The following is a 16,167-nucleotide window of genomic DNA, read 5'->3' as shown; positions in this document are numbered from 1 at the left end:
GGCCCCCGTGTTCATCTGGTCCCCCTGCGGACGTCGGTGAACGCGCAGACGGTGTCGGCGATGTACTCCACCTGCGCGTCGGTCAGGTTCGGATACAGCGGCAGCGAGATGGTGCGCCGCGCCGCGGACTCGGCGTTCGGCCACGACCCGCCGGGCCGCGCGTAGGGCGCGAACGCGGGCTGGGCCGGCAGCGGGCGCGGGTAGTAGACGTGCGCGGTGACGCCGTGCGCCGCCAGATGGGCGTCCAGCGCGTCCCTGTCATCGGTGAGGACGGTGTACACGTAGGGGAACCGGCCGTCCCCGCCCTCCGGCGGCGCGGTCAGGCCGCGTTCCGCGAGCGGCGCGAACCGGCGCGAGTAGTAGGCGCAGATCTCCGCGCGGCGGGCGAGCCGGTCGTCGAGGCCGGCCAGCCGGTACAGCTGGAACGCGGCCATCACCTCGTCGAAGCGGCTGTTGTGGCCGATCCGGTGGTGGACGAAGCGGTGGACGCCGTCCTGGCCGTGGTTGCGGAGCATCCGCACGTCGGCGGCGAGGCCGGCGTCGTCGGTGATCACCACGCCGCCCTCCCCCGGCATGCCGAACGTCTTGACCTGCACGAAGGAGTAGAGCCCCGCGTCGCCCCAGCGGCCCGCCGGGCGGCCCCGCAGCCGCCCGCCCTGGGCGAGCGCCGAGTCCTCGATCAGGCGGACCCCGCGCCGGTCGGCCAGCGCCCGGAACGCGGGCATGTCCGCCATCACCGAGAACATGTGGGCGGCCAGCAGCACCCGGGTGCGCGGCGTGATCAGCGCCTCGGCGGCGGCGGGGTCGACGGTGAGCCGGACCGGGTCGATGTCGGCGAACACGGGCCGGGCGCCGGCGTCGATGACGGTGGCGGCCAGCGGCGCGCACCCGAACGCCGGGACGACGACCTCGTCGCCGGGGCCGACGTCCATCGCGGCCAGCACCAGGGTCAGCGCGGACGTGCCGCTGGAGCAGGCGACGACGCCGCCGGCGCCGATCCGGGCGGCGAGCGCGCGTTCGAGCCGCGCGGTCCGCTCGCCGAGGATGAACTTCTGGTCCCGGCCGGTCCCGACGGCGTGGACGATGTGGAGAAGCGCCTCGCGGTCCTCCTCGAACAGGTCCGGTGAGAAGAACGGGATCGTCGCGACGGGCGGGGCGGTCATCGCGGCGTCCCTTCGTAGAAGCGCTCGATCTCGTCGCAGACGCGGTCCACCTGCTCGTCGGACAGGTCGGGATAGAGGGGGACGGCGAGCGCGCCCGCGCACGCCGCCTCGGCGCGCGGGAAGTCGCCGGGCCGGTGGCCGAGATGCGCGAAGCACGGCTGGAGGTGCAGCGGGACCGGGTAGTAGACCTCCGTCCCGATCCCCCGGCCGGCCAGGTGCGCGGCGAGGGCGTCGCGGTCCTCGACGTGCAGGAGCTGGACGTACGAGACGCGGTCGCTCCCGGGGGGCGGCGGGATCGAGCCGGGGACGCGGCGGACGCCGGGCACCCCGCTCAGCCGCTCGTCGTAGCGTGCGGCGAGCTCCGCGCGGCGCGCGATGTCGGCGTCGAGGGTGGTGAGCTTGGCCTGGAGGACGGCCGCCTGGACGTCGTCCATCTTGCTGTTGCGTCCCGGGACGACCGTGGCGTTGGAGATGCCGGGGAAGTTGTCGATCGTGCGGCCGCCGCGCCCGTGGTGGCAGAGCATCCGGGCGGTCTCGGCGACGGACTCCTCGGTGGTGAGCACCGCGCCGCCGTCGCCGATGCCGCCGAGCGTCTTGGCGGGGAAGAACGACAGCACCCCGCCGGCGCCGTGCAGCCCGGCGTGGACGCCGTCCGCCCGCATGCCGATCGCCTCGGCGCTGTCCTCCACGATCCTCAGGCCGTGGCGCCGCGCCACCGCGCCGAGCCCGCGCAGGTCCGCCATGCGGTCGAACAGGTGCACCGGCATGATCATCCGGGTGCGGGCGGTGACCGCGGCGTCCGCCGCGCGCGGGTCGAGGCCGTGGCCGTGCTCCTCGATGTCGGCGAAGACCGGGACGCCGCCGGCGAGGACCACGGCACTGGCCGTGGCGATGAACGAGTAGGCGGGGACGATCACCTCGTCGCCCCGCTCCAGCCCCGCGGCGCGCAGCAGCAGGATCAGCGCGTCGGTGCCGGAGTTGACGGCCACGACATGGCCCGCCCCGGTCCACGCCGCGAGCCGGCCCTCCAGTTCGGCGACCTTCGCGGCGTGCGAGAACTTGCCGTTGTCCAGAACGTCGTCGAGATGCTTTCTGATCCCCTCCCAGTGCTGCTGGAAACTCGCGGCCTGATCGAAGAAGGGAATGGCGGCCGACGGAACGGGGGAAGGGGCTTCCGACGGTGTTGTCTGCACGATTTCCTACCCGGAGATGAGAGGGCGGGGGGGCCGCCCGGGAGGTTTCCCGGCCCGCGGTCCGGCCCCGCGGGCCGAATGGCGGCGGATCCTCCCGGACGGCGCTCTTTCCTGGAGGTCCGGGTCAGCGGCCGAGCAGCGGGATGTCGTTGCGGCCGAGGTGGTAGTCGCGGACCGCGTCGACCAGCTCGTCCACCGTCAGCCGTCCGCTGTTGTCGGTGTCGAGCTGGCGGAAGGCCTGGTCGGCGACCTGTCCGTCCAGGCCGATGGCGGCGAACCAGCCGTGCATCTCCGGCGGCGACACCTCACCGTCGCCGTCGCGGTCCAGGATGCCGACGATGGCCTCGATGGTCGGCCGCACCACGGCGGAGAACCCCGCGTCGCCCTTGCTGATGATCTCCTGTTCCGCGGCGCTCAGGAACTCCCCGCGGGTCATCCGCGCGGAGCCGGCCGCCTCCGACAGCTTGTCGAACATGCCGAGGTAGGTCTCCCGCAGCTTGTCGGCCTGGGGGGTGCCCTGGGCGCCGAGCCGGGCGATGATGTCGTCGGCCTCGCGCTCGAAGTCGGACCGGTCGATGACGCCGTTGCCGTTGCGGTCCCACAGCCGGAACCGCTCTTCGAGGCGATTGGACTGGGTGGTGGCCATGACCATTTTCGTTCTCCTCCTGCACCATTCGGTGAACCGGGTGGACGAGCGAACTCCGCGTATCCGTGGTGGTGGCCCGGATTCCGCTTCGCGTCGTTAACTCTGCCCGAGCCCGTCACCGCCGGAACATGCGCCGCGGGTAAGGGATTGATATCTCTCCGACGAATGTCGCGTCACGGGAATGGATCGCCTTGCGGGCATGCCGAATGGCCGGACCCGCCATTTCGGGCGCCGGCGCTTTTCGGCCTTTTCTCAGTCCGGCGGGGCGCCCTGGCGGAACGCCAGCCGTTCGCCCGGCGCCAGGCCGAGCTCGGTCCCGCTGCGCGGCGGCTCGGCGCGGACCAGCACGTTGTAGTGGTTGGGCAGGTGGCAGCCGTCGAAGCCGAGCAGGACGCCGATGCGCCGCCCGGCGATCCACAGCTCGTCGCCGCGGTCGAGCACGCCGCCCGCGCCGATCTCGGCGAACCCGAGGAACGCGACGCGGTCGATGCGCGCGCCCGCCGCGGTCTCGGCGTGGTCGGTGGCCACCAGCTCGTGCACCTCTCCGGCGCGGACGCAGCGGCTGGCGAACGGCTCCAGCCGCATGCCCCGGTCCGTCCGGCGGTGCGCCAGGATCTTGACGAGCGTCGCGGCGACCGCGCTCTTCGGGCCGTCCTCGAACGGGTTCATCCGCCGCCTCCCGTCCGCGCACCGTTCCCGGGACCCGTCCCGGCCTGCGGCGGAGCGGGCGCCGCGGGCGCTGAGGGCGCGGAGGAGGCGGGCGCGCGGCGCTCGGCGATCCGGGTCTCCGCGAGGTGGTAGGCGGCCCGGACGAACCGGAGCGCCGCGAGGCCGCCGTCGGGCGTCCGGGGCGCCCGGATGCGCCGGTCGAAGTCCCGCAGCACGCCCACGTACTCGTGCCACAGCGAGCCCTTGAAGCCGGGATGGCCGTCGAGCATGTCGGCGTGGAGCGTGCGCCCGTCGGCGAGGCGCACCTCGACGTCCTTGCGCTCGCCCGGGTACGACCAGTCGAGCAGGATCCGCGCGGCGGCCGTCCGGCTCCGCAGCCGGACGTCGGCGCGGCGGTCGGTGCCGCGGGCGTCCGTCTCGATCCGGGCGGACACCACCTCGGGCGCCGTGTCGGCGGGCCCGAGCAGCAGCCGCAGCAGGTCGAACGCGTTGGGGCCGTTGTCGGCGACGCACCCGCCGCCGCAGCGGCCCGGGTCGAGATACCAGCCGTCGTCGCCGGCGTGCTCCTCGATGCGCTCCAGGTAGCGAACGGTCACCTCGGTGATCCGGGAGCCGGCGCACTGCTCCCGCAGCCGCGCGACCGCCGCGTTGTAGCGGCGGTGGAAGGCGGTGAACAGCGGGACGCCCCGCCGGTCGGCCAGCCGCCGCAACGCGTCCCCCTGCGCGACGTCCAGCGCGAGGGGCTTCTCCACGCAGACGGCGACGTCCCGTTCCAGCGCGTCGGCGCACACCCGCAGATGCACGTCGTTCGGCACGGTGACCACCACGGCGTCCGGACGCTCCTCGTCGAGCAGCCGGAGGTGGTCGGTGTAGCCGGGTACGGGCGAGGCGTCCGGTTTCGCGGGGTCGCTGTCGCACACGGCGGCCAGCCGCATGGAGGGCGAGTCGCGCAGCGCCGCGAGGTAGAAGCGGGAGATGACGCCGAGGCCGATGACGGCGACCCGCAGCGGCGCGGTCATGCCCGCTCCAGCGCCGCGGGGGCGGGGACGCCGAGGCGCGCGGCGGTGCGGCGCAGCTCCCGGTAGAGGTCCTCGCTCAGCGGGACGCCGTCGCGCAGGCGCTCCTGGGCGCGGCGGTGCTCGTGCCAGCCGGGATACCGGACGGGTTCGGAGGGGTCGGAGGGCGGGCAGCCGAGCAGGGCGCCGAACAGCGTGCCCGCGTCGAGCGCGGCGCCGGTGCGGAGCGCGTCCGGGGCGATCGCGGCGGCGAAGAATCCGATGCCGTCGTCGCGGCCGGTGGGGCCGCCGTCGCCGTCGAGCGCGTCCGGATGCGCGCCGAGCGCGGCCCCGGACACGACCGCGGCGAGGACCTCCACCGCGATGCCGAGCCCGAACCCCTTGTACTGCCCGGCCTCGCCGCCGAGCCACATCAGGTGCGCCCGCCCCTCGTCGAAGGCGGACGGGTCGGTGACGGGAGCGCCGTCGTCGTCGCGCAGCACCCCGGCGGGGACCGGCCGCCCCTCGCGGGCGGCCTGCCGGACCCGGCCCGTGGGGGCGGCGGTCGTGCTCATGTCCAGCACGAACGGCGGATGCGGGCCGGCGGGCGCGGCGACGCTCAGCGGGTTGGTGCCCAGCATCGCCACCGCGCCGCCGGGCGGCCGCGCGATCCGCTGACCGCCGCAGTTGGCGGCGACCAGCCCGATCATGGCGTGCTGCACCGCGCGCAGCGCGTGGTGCCCGGCGCAGCCGAAGTGCGTCGCCCCGCGCACCGCCACCATCCCGATCCCGAAGGTGGCGGCGCGCTCGACGGCGAGGTCCATGGCGGCCTCCGCCGTCCACAGGCCCAGCGCGCGCCGCGCGTCGAGCAGGACCGACGCACCCCGGTCGGCGACCGGCCGCGGGTCGGCGCCGGGGTCGACCCTCCCGTCCTCGAACAGCGGCAGGTAGAGGCGGGTGAGGTTGGTCAGGCCGTGGGACGTCATGCCGGTGAGGTCGCCGTAGCACAGCGCGCGCGCCGCCGCGTCCGCCCGCGCGGACGGCAGCCCGTGGTGCTGGAAGACGGCCGCGGCGAAGTCGAGCAGGTCGGTGTAGGCCGCCCGGACGGACGGGGCGGCCGTCCGGGGGGCGGTGCCGGGATCGTCCGGCGGGTCGGGGACGGGCGAGGGGCGCCGGAACGGCGAGGTCGTGGTCACGGTGATCCATTCAGGTCGTCGGTGAAGGCGGTGAGGACGCGGGAGACGGTGGCGGCGAAGTCGGCGAGCTGGCCGGCGCCGGCGAACTCGCCGTCGGCGTGGGCGTTGTTGGCGGCGAGGTCCCCGGGGCCGAGCACGACGGTGCAGGCGCCCGGGACCTGCGACATCCAGATCGCGTCGCAGGTGAAGGCGGGCTCGCCGGGCGGCCAGGGCGCGACGCCGGCGCGGTCGCGCAGCAGCGCGTGGCCCCAGGCGTCGCGGTCGTCGAGCACCGGCAGCCCGCGCTTGAGCCATTCGAGCCGGGTGACGGCGCGGGCGTCGGCGGCGGTCCGGCCGAACAGCGGCGTGCCCGCGAACGCGAACGCGAACTCCGTCAGCCCCTCGCTCAGCGCGTCCCGCAGGCGCCGTTCCAGGCGGCGCGCGGCCTCCGGGGAGCCGTAGGCGAGGTTGAGCAGCAGGGAGCCGCCGCCGTAGACCTTGTTGTGCCGGGTGCCGGTGTGCAGGCCGGCCACGCACACGGTCGCGTCCGGCACGGAGGAGCCGAGCGCGGTGCCGAGATGCTGGGCCAGGAAGCCCAGCAGGACGCTGGCGTTGTGGCCGTGGCCCGGCCGGTCGTCGACGGCGTCGTCTCCGTCCACGACGATGCGCGCGGTCATCGCGGCGGTGCTGCGGGTCAGGAACCGTCCGCCGGTCGGTTCGCAGAAGACGTTCAGGCGTCCGGTGTAGCCGCGCCGGACGAGGGGCCGGGTGCCGAACACGCCCATCGCCCCGCCCTCCTCCCCCGCGACGGCCTGCACCAGCACGCCGACGTCGCGGCCCAGGGCGGAACGTTCCGCGCGCGCGGCGCGGATGCCCGCGAGCAGCGCCACCGCGGGGCCCTTGGCGTCGATCGCGCCGCGCCCGTGGAAGCGGTCGCCGTCGAACGAGACCGGCTGCCGGCCCGCGACGGTGTCGAGGTGCACGTTGAACATGACCGTGCGCTCGGCGGGGAGGTCGTCCGGCCCGAGGCGGAGCACGAGGCTGGGCTGGCATTCGAGGAACCCGGGACGGGCCGCGGCCGCGCGGACCGCCGCCGGGACCGGCCCGCCGTCCAGGTCGGCGGGCCCGGCCGGGGCGTGCCGGACGGACCGCAGCCCGATCCGGGCGGCGTGGCGCCGGTAGGCGACCTGGGCCTCGGCCAGCCGCGGCGGCGGCGCGTCCGGCTCCAGCGGCCCGGCGGTCGGCAGGCGGAGGAGCCGGAGGAGGAGGTCGCGGTCGCCGGGGTCGAGCGGGGCGGGGAGCCCGGCCGCGGTCACCGCCCGCCTCCGGCGGCGCCGAGCCCGGCGATCAGGCTCTCGAGCGCCCGCCCGTAGGCGACGAAGGCGGCCGGGTCGCCCGAACCGGAGCCGAGGTGGGGGCGCAGCGCGAGATGCGGCTCGATGGACAGCACTCCGCGGTAGCCGCCGCGCAGCAGCGACCGCAGGCACTCGGCGACCTCGGCCTGCCCGGTCCCGGGCGGCACGAAGGCGACCTCGCCGTCCTTCCCGACGAGCGCGTCCTTGACGTGGACGTGCACCACGTACGGGAGGATCTCGCGCAGCATCGGCAGCGGCGGATACCCGTGCGCGACGCCGTTGCCGATGTCGAACAGCAGCCGCAGCCCGGGGCCGCCGATGCCGGTGACCAGGTCCAGCATCCGGTCGGCGCGGTCGCCCGCCCATCCGGCGCAGTTCTCGTGCGCCAGGACGAGCCCGTGGTCCTCGGCGCGGCGGGCCAGCTCGCGCAGCCGCTCGCGGGCGCGGCGGCCCCATTCCGCGTCGTCCAGGCCGCCGGACGGGTACGACATGATCCGCACCAGCCGGGTGCCCAGGACGGCGCAGCGGCGGGCGAGGACGTCGAGCTCGTCGAGGTCGAGCGCGAAGTCGCCGGTGACCGGCCGCGACCAGTCGCCGATCTTGGACGCGACGGCCGCCACGTCCGTCCCCGCCGCCGCCAGCCGGTCGGCCGCCCGGCGGAACGCCCGCTCGTCCAGCCGCGCGACGGGCGTGCCGCCGATCGTGCGCAGCTCCAGCCGGTTCCAGCCGAGCTCGGCCACGGCGCCGATCTGGTCCGCGAGGCCGGGCGCGGCCTCGTCGCCGATGCCGGCGAGCCGGATCCCGTCCGGCGGGCCCTCAGCGGATCGCCCCGGCACCGCGGATCCCCTCCCGCCGGCCGCCGGCCGCCGCGCACAGCCGTTTCGCCTCGGTGAGCAGCCGGACCGCGTCGACCTGCACCGGAAGCGTCCGGTGCATCGAGGTCGCCGGCCGCGCGTAGCGGGCGTACGCGCCGCGCAGGAACGCCGGGAACGCGTCGTCGGTGAACACGGCCCGGGTCGCCTCCTCCCCGGGGCGGACGGTGCGCAACTGGGCGGTGTGGTCGGCGTCGCTGCACGGGTAGTGGCCGACGAGGACGGCCTCGTCGAAGTGCAGGGTGATGCTGCGCTCGCGGACCGGGGAGGTCAGGTCCGAGTCGATCTCGCTGCGGACGCCCGTGGCATGCTCCAGCCGCAGCCGGGCGCGGCCGAGGCGCGGGACCCGCGTGCGTTCGAGGAGCAGGTCGTCCCAGGACGCGTCGACGATCCGCGCGCCCCCGGCGAGGCTGAGCACGACGGCGAGCGCGTGCGGCAGCTCGACGTCGAACGCGGTCGGGTGGTCGCGGGCCGCGATGCTGCGGGTGAACCGCGGCTTGTTCTGGACGACGCGGATCCGCCGCAGCGCGCCGAACTCGCCGGACGCGACCGCCGTCCGCAGCCGCCGGGTGAGGACGCTGTCGATCCAGTGCGTGGCGACCGTGACGTCCAGCCCCCAGCGGCGCCGGATCCGGGCCACCTCCGCCAGCCCGGGCAGGTCCACGGCCAGCGGCTTCTCCACGATGATCTTGCGGTAGCCGAGCCGGGCCAGCCGGGCCAGCAGCGCGGCGCGGGCCTGCGGCGGCGTGCACAGGTGCGCCACGGTCCGCGCGGGCGGGCGGCACCGGGCCGCCTCCTCCAGCGACTCGGCCCGCACCATGCCGGGGACGTCGGCCGGCGGGCGGAGCGGGTCGAAGGCGACGATCGGCCCCCAGGCCAGCAGCCCGGGCGCGGCGGCGCGCACCTTGGCCAGCGAGGGCAGGTGCAGGCCCTGACCCGCCCTGCCCATCCCGACGATGAGAGTATGCAACATTGCAGGTCAGAGCCCTTTCCAGTGCACACGCGGGAGGCGGTTCGGGCGGCCGGGAAGCGGCCTTCCCGACAGCGAGCCAAGCTAATTGACCCATCGTCACCGGTCAATGACGATCCGTGACCGAAAATGTCGATCACAAGGAAACCGCACGTCAGAGGCCAATGGTTCATCGATATTGACCACGAACGGTGACAAGGCACTTGCTCATCGTTATGCGTCGGCGCGGCCCGGGCATCATCGCGGCGTCCCCCAGCCGACTCGTAAGGAGCCGTATGCCCCTGCCCTCACGCATCGCCACCGTCGCCACCGCGCTCACGGCAGCGATCCTGGCCGCGTCGGCCGCCCCCGCCGCCGAGGCGCGGGATCGGGCCGCGCAGCCGGAAGGCAAGATCGTCGTCTTCGTCACCGAGGGCGCGCAGGTCTCCTGGGCCGGCACCCGGCTGAAGGAATATCCGGCCTCGCCGAACTGCCAATCCTTCCCGCCCGGCGCGCACGTGGTCGCCAACCACGGCACCGCCCGGCTGCTGTTCTACTCGGACCCGTTCTGCGCCGTCCCCGTCCCGCCGCCGTTCACCTTCATTTCCCCCGGTTACGGCGCGCACGTGTCCCCGACCGGCAGTTTCCGGAGCGGCTGACGGCGCCAATGGAAAACCGGCGGCGGACTCCTCCGCCGCCGGTTTCCGGGCGCGATCCCGCACCGCATGCGGGAATCGCACGTTCACGGCGCCGCGACCCCGTCCCGCGCCCGCACCTCGTGGCGGGTGCGGGGCATCAGCGCGGTGGCGGCGATCAGCCACAGCAACCCGCCGAGCAGGCCCGTCACCTGACACCACGGGCCACGAAAAGTGGCCCGGGAACGTGGGCCTTTACCGGTTCCCCAGCGACTCACCAGAGCGGGTCCAAGGCACCGCCTTACCCTCTGGCTAGGACGGGCGGGTGCACGAGACCGAGCGGAACGCCTGACCGTCCCCCGCCGGTTCCCGCACCCTGGAGGCTCGAGTGCTCGCGGCGCCCGTCCCCCCGATGCCCCCTCATTCCCTGCTGGTCCTTCTCCTCCAGGTCGGGACGCTCGGCCTGCTCGCCCTCCTGCTCGGCCTGCTGGCGAGGCGGCTCGGCATGCCGGCGATCGTCGGCGAGCTGTGCGCGGGCGTGCTCCTCGGCCCGTCGGTCCTCCAGCGGGTCGCGCCGGACCTGTCGGCCTGGCTGCTGCCGCACCGGCCGGAACCGACGCACATGCTGGACGCCGTCGGGCAGGTCGGCGTCATCCTGCTCGTCGGCGTCACCGGGACCGAGATGGACTTCCGGTTCCTGCGCCGGCAGCGCCGGACCGCGCTGTGGGTCAGCGGGACCGGGCTGGTCATCCCGTTCGCCCTCGGCATCGCGGCGGGCCTGCTGCTGCCGGGCGCGCTGCGCGCCGACCACGGCGACACCGCGGTGTTCCCGCTGTTCGTGGGCGTGGCGATGTGCGTCAGCGCCATCCCCGTGATCGCCAAGACGCTGGCGGACATGAACCTGCTGCACCGCAACGTCGGCCAGCTCACGCTGGCGTCCGGCACGATCGACGACGCCTTCGGCTGGTTCATGCTCTCGGTGGTCTCCGCGATGGCGACGTCCGGCGTCACCACCGGGAACATCGCCCGCTCCGCCGGCTGGCTGCTGGTGGTGGTGCTCTTCGCGGCGCTGCCGGGCAGGCCGCTGGCCCGGCTGGCGCTGCGGCCGCTCGCCCGGCACTCCGACCCCATGCCGGTCATCGCCGGGACGGCGGTGCTGATCCTGCTCGGGGCGGCGGCGACGCAGGCCATGGGCCTGGAGTCGGTCTTCGGCGCCTTCGTCGCGGGCATCGTCATCGGCTCCAGCGGGGCCGTCGACCTGCCGCGGATCGCCCCGCTGCGCACGTTCATCCTGGCGTTCCTGGCGCCGGTCTACTTCGCGACGGCCGGCCTGCGGATCGACCTCGGCGCGCTCGCCCGCCCGGTGGTCCTGGCGTCGGCGGCGGCGCTGCTGCTCATCGCCGTCCTCGGCAAGTTCGCCGGGGCGTACCTCGGCGCCCGGATGAGCCGGCTGAACCGCTGGGAGGCGCTCGCCCTCGGCGCGGGGATGAACGCGCGCGGGGTCGTCGAGGTCATCGTCGCGATGGTCGGGCTCCGGCTCGGCGTGCTCAACACCGCGGCGTACACCGTGGTGGTGCTCATCGCGATCGTGACCTCGGTCATGGCCCCGTGGCTGCTGCGGGTGGCGATGCGGCACATCGAGAGCAGCGCCGAGGAGGAGCTGCGGCTCGTGGCGCGCCTCGACGGGGACCGCCCGGACGACGACGTCCAGCCGGTCCGGGCCACGGGCTGAACCGCCGGGCCGGCCCGCGCCGACAGGTTCGGGCGGCGGGGGGGGGGGGCGCGGCAGCACCCCCCCCCCCCCCGGCCGGCCCCGCGCGCCCCCCCCCCCCCCGCCCTCGTCCCCGCCGGCTCCGACGCCGGCCGCGCAGAAAGAGAACCATGCAGGTCTTCCTTCAGACACTGATAGGCGGACTGAGCCTCGGCGCGATCTACGCCCTGGTGGCGATGGGATTCTCCCTCGTCTACCGCACCATGGGCCTGGTCAACTTCGCGCACGCCGACGTGCTCATGATCGGCGCCTACGCCGCGTCCACGTTCTATATGTCGACCAAGCTGCCGTTCGCCCTGGCCATGGTGCTGGCCATCGCGGTCACCGGCCTCATCGGGCTGTTCATCGAGCGGGTGCTGCGCCCGCTGGAGAACAAGGACTTCACCCTGATGCTGATCGGCACGATCGGCTTCGGGATGGTGCTCCAGGCCGTGGCCGTGCTGATCTGGGGCGCGACCGGGCGGGCCGTCCGGACCCCGGTCGGCGGCGCCCCGCTGGAGTTCTTCGGGCTCCGCGTCCGCACCTACGACCTGGTCGTGCTGGCCATCGCCGCGGTGGCGGTGTTCCTGCTCGTCGCGTTCCTGCAGCGGACGAAGATGGGCGCGGCGATGCAGGCGGTCGCGATGGACCACGAGGCCGCCACCGCGGTCGGCATCCACGTCGGCCGCAGCAACGCGATCGCGTTCGCGATCGGCGCCGGGCTCGCCGCGCTCGCCGGCGGGCTCGTCGGCCCGCTGCTGTACGTGAACCCGACGATGGGCGGCACCATCGGCATCAAGGGCTTCGCCGCGGCGATGCTCGGCGGCTGCGGCAACATCCCCGGCGCCATCGCCGGCGGCTTCGCGATCGGGGTGCTGGACTCCTTCGCCGCCGGCCACTTCCAGGGCTACTCCGAACTCGTGGTGTTCCTCGTCTTCACGGTGGCCATCATGATCCGCCCGACCGGCCTGTTCGGCGAGACGACGGTGAGCCGGGCATGAACACCCTCCTCAGGAACCGGTACACGCCGAAGCTCGGAACGCTCGTGGCGTTCGCCGTCATCGCCTGGCTGCTGCCGTACACGGTCGGCGGCTACGCCATCCACGTCGTCGACATCGCGCTGGTGTTCGCGCTGCTGGCGATCGGCATGGGGCTCGCGATGGGCATCGCCGGGCAGATCAACCTGGCGCAGATCGCCTTCTTCGGGGTGAGCGCGTACGCGACCGCGATCCTCACCACCCACAACGGGCTCGGGTTCTGGCCCGCCGCGGCGCTGGCGCTGGTGGCGTCCGCGCTGATCGGGCTGCTGGTCGGCATCCCGGCGCTGCGGATGCAGTCGCACTACCTCGGGATCGTCACGCTGGGCCTCGCGCTCGGCTTCATCAACTGGACCACCAACGCCGAGATCGCGGGCGGCGCCGAGGGCATCTCGGCGATCCCCGTCCCGCCGATGTTCGGCGTCGACCTGTCCAGCGAGTACCTGTACTACTACCTCGAGGTGGTCGTGTTCGCGGCCGCGCTGGCCTTCGGGCTGTTCGTGGTGCGCACCGGCCTCGGCCGGCGGCTGATGGCGATGCGGGACGACCCGCTCGCCGCCGGGGCGGTCGGCGCGGAGATCCCGCTGCTGCGGATGACGGCGTTCATGCTGTCGAGCGTGTTCGGCGGCCTCGCCGGCGTGCTGTACGCGGGCCTGATCCGCTACATCGCGCCCGACACGTTCAACATCGCCAACATGTTCCTGCTGCTGGCGATGGTCGTGATCGGCGGCCGGCAGAGCCTCGTCGGCTGCGTCGTCGGCGCGGTCGGCCTGACGCTGATCCGCGAGAAGCTGGTGGACCACCCCACCTACGCCCAGCTCGGCTTCGGCGTCGTCGTGGTCCTCATGGTGGTCTTCGCGCCGACCGGGCTCGCCGGCGTCCCCGCCCGGCTGAAGGCCTTGCTCGACCGCCGGCTCGGCCGGACCGCGGAACGGTCCGTCCTGCGGCCGTTCGAACCGTACGAGGCCGCCGCCCATCCGGGGGAGAGGACCGCGGGCGGTGAACCGCGGCCGATGCTGGAGATCGACGGCATCGCCAAGCAGTTCCGCGGGCTGAAGGCGCTGAAGGACGTGTCCCTCACGGTCGAGCGCGGCGAGATCCGCGGCATCGTCGGGCCGAACGGCTCGGGGAAGACCACGCTGTTCAACGTCATCAGCGGCTTCTACCGGCCGTCCGGCGGGCGGGTCCTGATGGACGGGCAGGTCGTCTCCGGGTCCCGCCCGTACCGGCTCTCCCGGCACGGCCTGGCCCGCACGTTCCAGAACCTGCGGCTGTTCGGGGAGCTGACCGTCCGGGACAACCTGCTGGTGGCCCTCGACCGGTCCCGGACGTACGCGATCTGGCGGTACGCGCTGTGGCCCGTCGGGATCTGGCGGCAGGAGCGCCGCCTGCACCGGCGGGCCGACGACCTGCTCCGCCGCTTCGGGCTGACCGAGTTCGCCGCGGCGTCGCCCGGCGCGCTGCCGTACGGCATCCAGCGCCGGATCGAGATCGCCCGCGCGATGGCCGGGTCGCCGCGCCTGCTGCTGCTCGACGAGCCCGCCGCCGGGCTCAACGGCGAGGAGGTGCGCCAGCTCTCGGAGATCGTGCGCTCCATCCGGGACAGCGGCGTCACCGTCGTGCTCATCGAGCACAACATGGGGCTGGTGATGTCGCTGTGCGAGCGGGTCACCGTCCTCGCCGGCGGGTCGGTGATCGCCGAGGGCACCCCCGCCGAGGTCGTCGCCGACCACGCGGTCATCGAGGCGTACCTCGGCGACTCCGCGATGGCCGGCATGCCCCTCCCGAATACCGAGGTGAGCTCATGAACGCGGGCACGGCCGCTAAAGGCGGCGAGAAGGCCGGGGCCGGGACGGACGGCCCGGAACCGGCGACGCTGACGGTGGAGGACCTCTCCGTCCACTACGGCGGGGTCTGCGCCGTCAACTCGATCGGCTTCACGGTGGGACCGGGCCAGTCGGTCGGGATCATCGGGGCGAACGGGGCGGGCAAGACGTCCACGCTCAAGGCGCTGATGGGACTCGTCCCGCGCAGCGGAGGACGCGTCACGTTCGGCGACACGGACCTCACCCGGGTCAAGGCGCGCGACATCGTCCGGCACGGCATCGGCTACGTCCCCGAAGGCCGGCACGTCTTCCCGGGCCTCACGGTCGAGAAGAACCTGATGCTCGGCGCCTACGCGCGCGCGTGGCGCGGCGCGGAGACGAAGGCGTCGCTCGCGGAGGTCTACGAGCTGTTCCCGGTGCTGGGGGAGATGCGGTCGCGGCTCGCGGGCGCGCTGTCCGGCGGCCAGCAGCAGATGCTGGCCGTCGGCCGGGCGCTGATGGCGCGGCCCCGGCTGATCCTGCTGGACGAGCCGTCCATGGGCCTGTCGCCCAAGCTCGTCGAGGACATCCTCGCGGTGCTCGTGCGGCTGCGCGAGGAGGGGCTGAGCCTGCTGCTGGTCGAGCAGAACGCCAAGCTGACGTTCGAGGCGACCGGTGACTGCGTCGTGATGGAGAACGGCGAGGTGGCGATGGTCGGCACCTCCCGCGAGCTGCGCGACGACGTCCGGGTCCGCCGCATCTACCTGGGCCTCTAGGTGCACCGTCGCCGGGCTCGTCCGGATCGTCCGGTCCGAGCCCGGCCTGGGGACGGGGCGGCGCGCCGCGGGTCAGCGGCAGAAGGGCTTCATGCCCATCGCGGACTCGATGCCGTTCAGCACCAGGCTCTGGAACTGCTTCGCCCCCGCGAAGCCCGTGCCGTCGTCGGTGAACGCCTTGGCGTCGTGCCCGAGCGTGGTCAGGAAGGCCCGGCCGCCGTCGTAGTACTGGCACCACGCGACGGGGTGGAACGAGCCGTGCCCGGGATGGTTCATGTTGCCCGTGACGCCCTGGGCGAGGGTCTTCTCGTCCACGGTGGCCAGGAACCGCACCTCGCTGGGGAACGGGACGAGGTTGTACCACTCGTCGCTGAAGTCCCACCGGCCCGGCAGCCCGGCGGTCGAGGCGTCCTTGCGGTCGGCGGTCTGGACGGTGCCGGGCTGCGCGCGCCCGTGGTCGTAGAAGTTGGCGCCGCCGAGGAGCCCCTCGTACCAGGGCCAGTTGTACTCGGTGCCGAACGCGTTGTGGATGCCGACGAAGCCGCCGCCTCCGCGGACGTACTGCCGCAGCGAGGTCTGGGCCGCGTCGTCGAGGGCGTCGCGGGTGGTGCTCATGAAGACGACGGCGTTGTAGCGGAACAGCGTCGACGGCGAGGCGAGCTGCGCCACGTCCTCGGTCCAGTCGACGCCGAACCCGTTGTCCTGCCCCATCTTCACCAGGGCCTTCTGGGCCACGTTGGCGTCGCTGAGCGGCGGGTCCATGCCCGGGCCGAGGGCGGGGCCGAGGTTGGCGTGCCGGGGTCCGGCGGTGCGGCTGTAGACGAGGATCTTGTAGCCCTTGGCCGGGTCGAAGTTGCCCCAGTCGTGGTAGCAGCGGGGGTCGGTGCCGCGGCAGACGCCGTAGACCGGGTCGCCGAGCTCCTGCGCGCCGGCGGTCTTCGGCTTGGCGAGCGGGCCTGCCGTGGCCGGTCCGCCGGTGAGCGCCGCGGCGGCCAGCACGGCGGCGGTTCCGACGGCCGCCGCGGCGGCGGACAGCAGGGGGGACGGGGGTCTCCTCATGGGGCGGGTTCCTTTCCGGCGCTCTCGATCGCTGGTCCATCTAGCGGACCAATCGAACCGTCTAGAGGTTCTAGGACGATCTCACGCG

The 16,167-nt window shown here is 74.1% G+C and carries 15 protein-coding genes; 5 read left to right on the top strand and 10 right to left on the bottom strand.

The window, feature by feature from the left end; translation table 11 throughout:
• Positions 1 to 11: 11 nt before the first annotated feature.
• The 9 genes from ABT299_RS01470 to ABT299_RS01430 all read right to left on the bottom strand — a co-directional run bounded on the left by ABT299_RS01470 (position 12) and on the right by ABT299_RS01430 (position 9,017).
• Positions 12 to 1,163: a DegT/DnrJ/EryC1/StrS family aminotransferase gene (locus tag ABT299_RS01470; RefSeq protein ID WP_500249392.1), complete on the bottom strand. Its 1,152-nt coding sequence runs from the start codon at positions 1,161 to 1,163 to the stop codon at positions 12 to 14.
• Complete coding sequence (locus ABT299_RS01465) at positions 1,160 to 2,356, bottom strand: DegT/DnrJ/EryC1/StrS family aminotransferase (RefSeq protein WP_500249391.1); 1,197 nt, start codon at positions 2,354 to 2,356, stop codon at positions 1,160 to 1,162. The genes ABT299_RS01470 and ABT299_RS01465 overlap by 4 nt, the downstream gene beginning before the upstream one ends.
• A gap of 124 nt (positions 2,357 to 2,480) precedes the next feature.
• Entirely contained in the window at positions 2,481 to 3,008 is a 528-nt protein-coding gene (locus ABT299_RS01460; protein ID WP_500249390.1) for an EF-hand domain-containing protein, read from the bottom strand.
• A gap of 246 nt (positions 3,009 to 3,254) precedes the next feature.
• Positions 3,255 to 3,671 carry a DUF6917 domain-containing protein gene (locus ABT299_RS01455; RefSeq protein ID WP_190858093.1) on the bottom strand — a complete coding sequence of 139 codons (417 nt, stop codon included), beginning with the start codon at positions 3,669 to 3,671 and terminating at the stop codon, positions 3,255 to 3,257.
• Positions 3,668 to 4,690, bottom strand: a complete 1,023-nt coding sequence (locus ABT299_RS01450) for a Gfo/Idh/MocA family protein (RefSeq protein ID WP_500249389.1) — start codon at positions 4,688 to 4,690, stop codon at positions 3,668 to 3,670. Before ABT299_RS01450 ends, ABT299_RS01455 begins: the two co-directional genes overlap by 4 nt.
• Positions 4,687 to 5,862: an Ldh family oxidoreductase gene (locus ABT299_RS01445; RefSeq protein ID WP_500249388.1), complete on the bottom strand. Its 1,176-nt coding sequence runs from the start codon at positions 5,860 to 5,862 to the stop codon at positions 4,687 to 4,689. Before ABT299_RS01445 ends, ABT299_RS01450 begins: the two co-directional genes overlap by 4 nt.
• Positions 5,859 to 7,157, bottom strand: coding sequence for a M20/M25/M40 family metallo-hydrolase (locus tag ABT299_RS01440; protein WP_500249387.1), 1,299 nt, complete (start codon positions 7,155 to 7,157; stop codon positions 5,859 to 5,861). Before ABT299_RS01440 ends, ABT299_RS01445 begins: the two co-directional genes overlap by 4 nt.
• Positions 7,154 to 8,032, bottom strand: coding sequence for a sugar phosphate isomerase/epimerase family protein (locus ABT299_RS01435; protein ID WP_500249386.1), 879 nt, complete (start codon positions 8,030 to 8,032; stop codon positions 7,154 to 7,156). The genes ABT299_RS01440 and ABT299_RS01435 overlap by 4 nt, the downstream gene beginning before the upstream one ends.
• Positions 8,013 to 9,017 carry a Gfo/Idh/MocA family oxidoreductase gene (locus ABT299_RS01430; RefSeq protein WP_500249385.1) on the bottom strand — a complete coding sequence of 335 codons (1,005 nt, stop codon included), beginning with the start codon at positions 9,015 to 9,017 and terminating at the stop codon, positions 8,013 to 8,015. The genes ABT299_RS01435 and ABT299_RS01430 overlap by 20 nt, the downstream gene beginning before the upstream one ends.
• A gap of 296 nt (positions 9,018 to 9,313) precedes the next feature.
• Between ABT299_RS01430 and ABT299_RS01425 the strand changes: the two genes are divergently transcribed.
• From ABT299_RS01425 to ABT299_RS01405, 5 genes are all read left to right on the top strand, one after another.
• Positions 9,314 to 9,676 (top strand): hypothetical protein, encoded by a 363-nt coding sequence (locus ABT299_RS01425; protein ID WP_500249384.1) that lies wholly within the window; start codon positions 9,314 to 9,316, stop codon positions 9,674 to 9,676.
• A gap of 388 nt (positions 9,677 to 10,064) precedes the next feature.
• Positions 10,065 to 11,384 carry a cation:proton antiporter gene (locus ABT299_RS01420; protein WP_500249383.1) on the top strand — a complete coding sequence of 440 codons (1,320 nt, stop codon included), beginning with the start codon at positions 10,065 to 10,067 and terminating at the stop codon, positions 11,382 to 11,384.
• A 149-nt stretch (positions 11,385 to 11,533) separates the two neighbouring features.
• Positions 11,534 to 12,403, top strand: a complete 870-nt coding sequence (locus ABT299_RS01415; RefSeq protein WP_151539931.1) for a branched-chain amino acid ABC transporter permease — start codon at positions 11,534 to 11,536, stop codon at positions 12,401 to 12,403.
• Positions 12,400 to 14,247, top strand: coding sequence for a branched-chain amino acid ABC transporter ATP-binding protein/permease (locus ABT299_RS01410; RefSeq protein WP_500249382.1), 1,848 nt, complete (start codon positions 12,400 to 12,402; stop codon positions 14,245 to 14,247). The genes ABT299_RS01415 and ABT299_RS01410 overlap by 4 nt, the downstream gene beginning before the upstream one ends.
• Positions 14,244 to 15,020: an ABC transporter ATP-binding protein gene (locus ABT299_RS01405; RefSeq protein ID WP_190851518.1), complete on the top strand. Its 777-nt coding sequence runs from the start codon at positions 14,244 to 14,246 to the stop codon at positions 15,018 to 15,020. The genes ABT299_RS01410 and ABT299_RS01405 overlap by 4 nt, the downstream gene beginning before the upstream one ends.
• A gap of 72 nt (positions 15,021 to 15,092) precedes the next feature.
• On the opposite strand, the gene ABT299_RS01400 is transcribed toward ABT299_RS01405, so the two are convergent.
• Complete coding sequence (locus ABT299_RS01400) at positions 15,093 to 16,079, bottom strand: ThuA domain-containing protein (RefSeq protein ID WP_387019926.1); 987 nt, start codon at positions 16,077 to 16,079, stop codon at positions 15,093 to 15,095.
• Positions 16,080 to 16,167 lie beyond the last annotated feature (88 nt).

The organism is Spirillospora sp. NPDC000708 (assembly GCF_040299565.1).
Classification (GTDB): Bacteria; Actinomycetota; Actinomycetes; order Streptosporangiales; family Streptosporangiaceae; genus Spirillospora.
Note: the sequence above shows the minus strand (reverse complement) of the source record. Positions and strands in the feature narration are given on the sequence as shown.

Excerpts from the sequence above, each read along its gene's own strand:
- ABT299_RS01400 (WP_387019926.1), bottom strand. The coding sequence starts at position 16,079 with ATGAGGAGACCCCCGTCCCCCCTGCTGTCCGCCGCCGCGGCGGCCGTC.
- ABT299_RS01420 (WP_500249383.1), top strand. The coding sequence starts at position 10,065 with ATGCCCCCTCATTCCCTGCTGGTCCTTCTCCTCCAGGTCGGGACGCTC.
- ABT299_RS01470 (WP_500249392.1), bottom strand. The coding sequence starts at position 1,163 with ATGACCGCCCCGCCCGTCGCGACGATCCCGTTCTTCTCACCGGACCTG.
- ABT299_RS01405 (WP_190851518.1), top strand. The coding sequence starts at position 14,244 with ATGAACGCGGGCACGGCCGCTAAAGGCGGCGAGAAGGCCGGGGCCGGG.
- ABT299_RS01430 (WP_500249385.1), bottom strand. The coding sequence starts at position 9,017 with ATGGGCAGGGCGGGTCAGGGCCTGCACCTGCCCTCGCTGGCCAAGGTG.
- ABT299_RS01455 (WP_190858093.1), bottom strand. The coding sequence starts at position 3,671 with ATGAACCCGTTCGAGGACGGCCCGAAGAGCGCGGTCGCCGCGACGCTC.
- ABT299_RS01425 (WP_500249384.1), top strand. The coding sequence starts at position 9,314 with ATGCCCCTGCCCTCACGCATCGCCACCGTCGCCACCGCGCTCACGGCA.
- ABT299_RS01410 (WP_500249382.1), top strand. The coding sequence starts at position 12,400 with ATGAACACCCTCCTCAGGAACCGGTACACGCCGAAGCTCGGAACGCTC.
- ABT299_RS01460 (WP_500249390.1), bottom strand. The coding sequence starts at position 3,008 with ATGGTCATGGCCACCACCCAGTCCAATCGCCTCGAAGAGCGGTTCCGG.
- ABT299_RS01450 (WP_500249389.1), bottom strand. The coding sequence starts at position 4,690 with ATGACCGCGCCGCTGCGGGTCGCCGTCATCGGCCTCGGCGTCATCTCC.
- ABT299_RS01415 (WP_151539931.1), top strand. The coding sequence starts at position 11,534 with ATGCAGGTCTTCCTTCAGACACTGATAGGCGGACTGAGCCTCGGCGCG.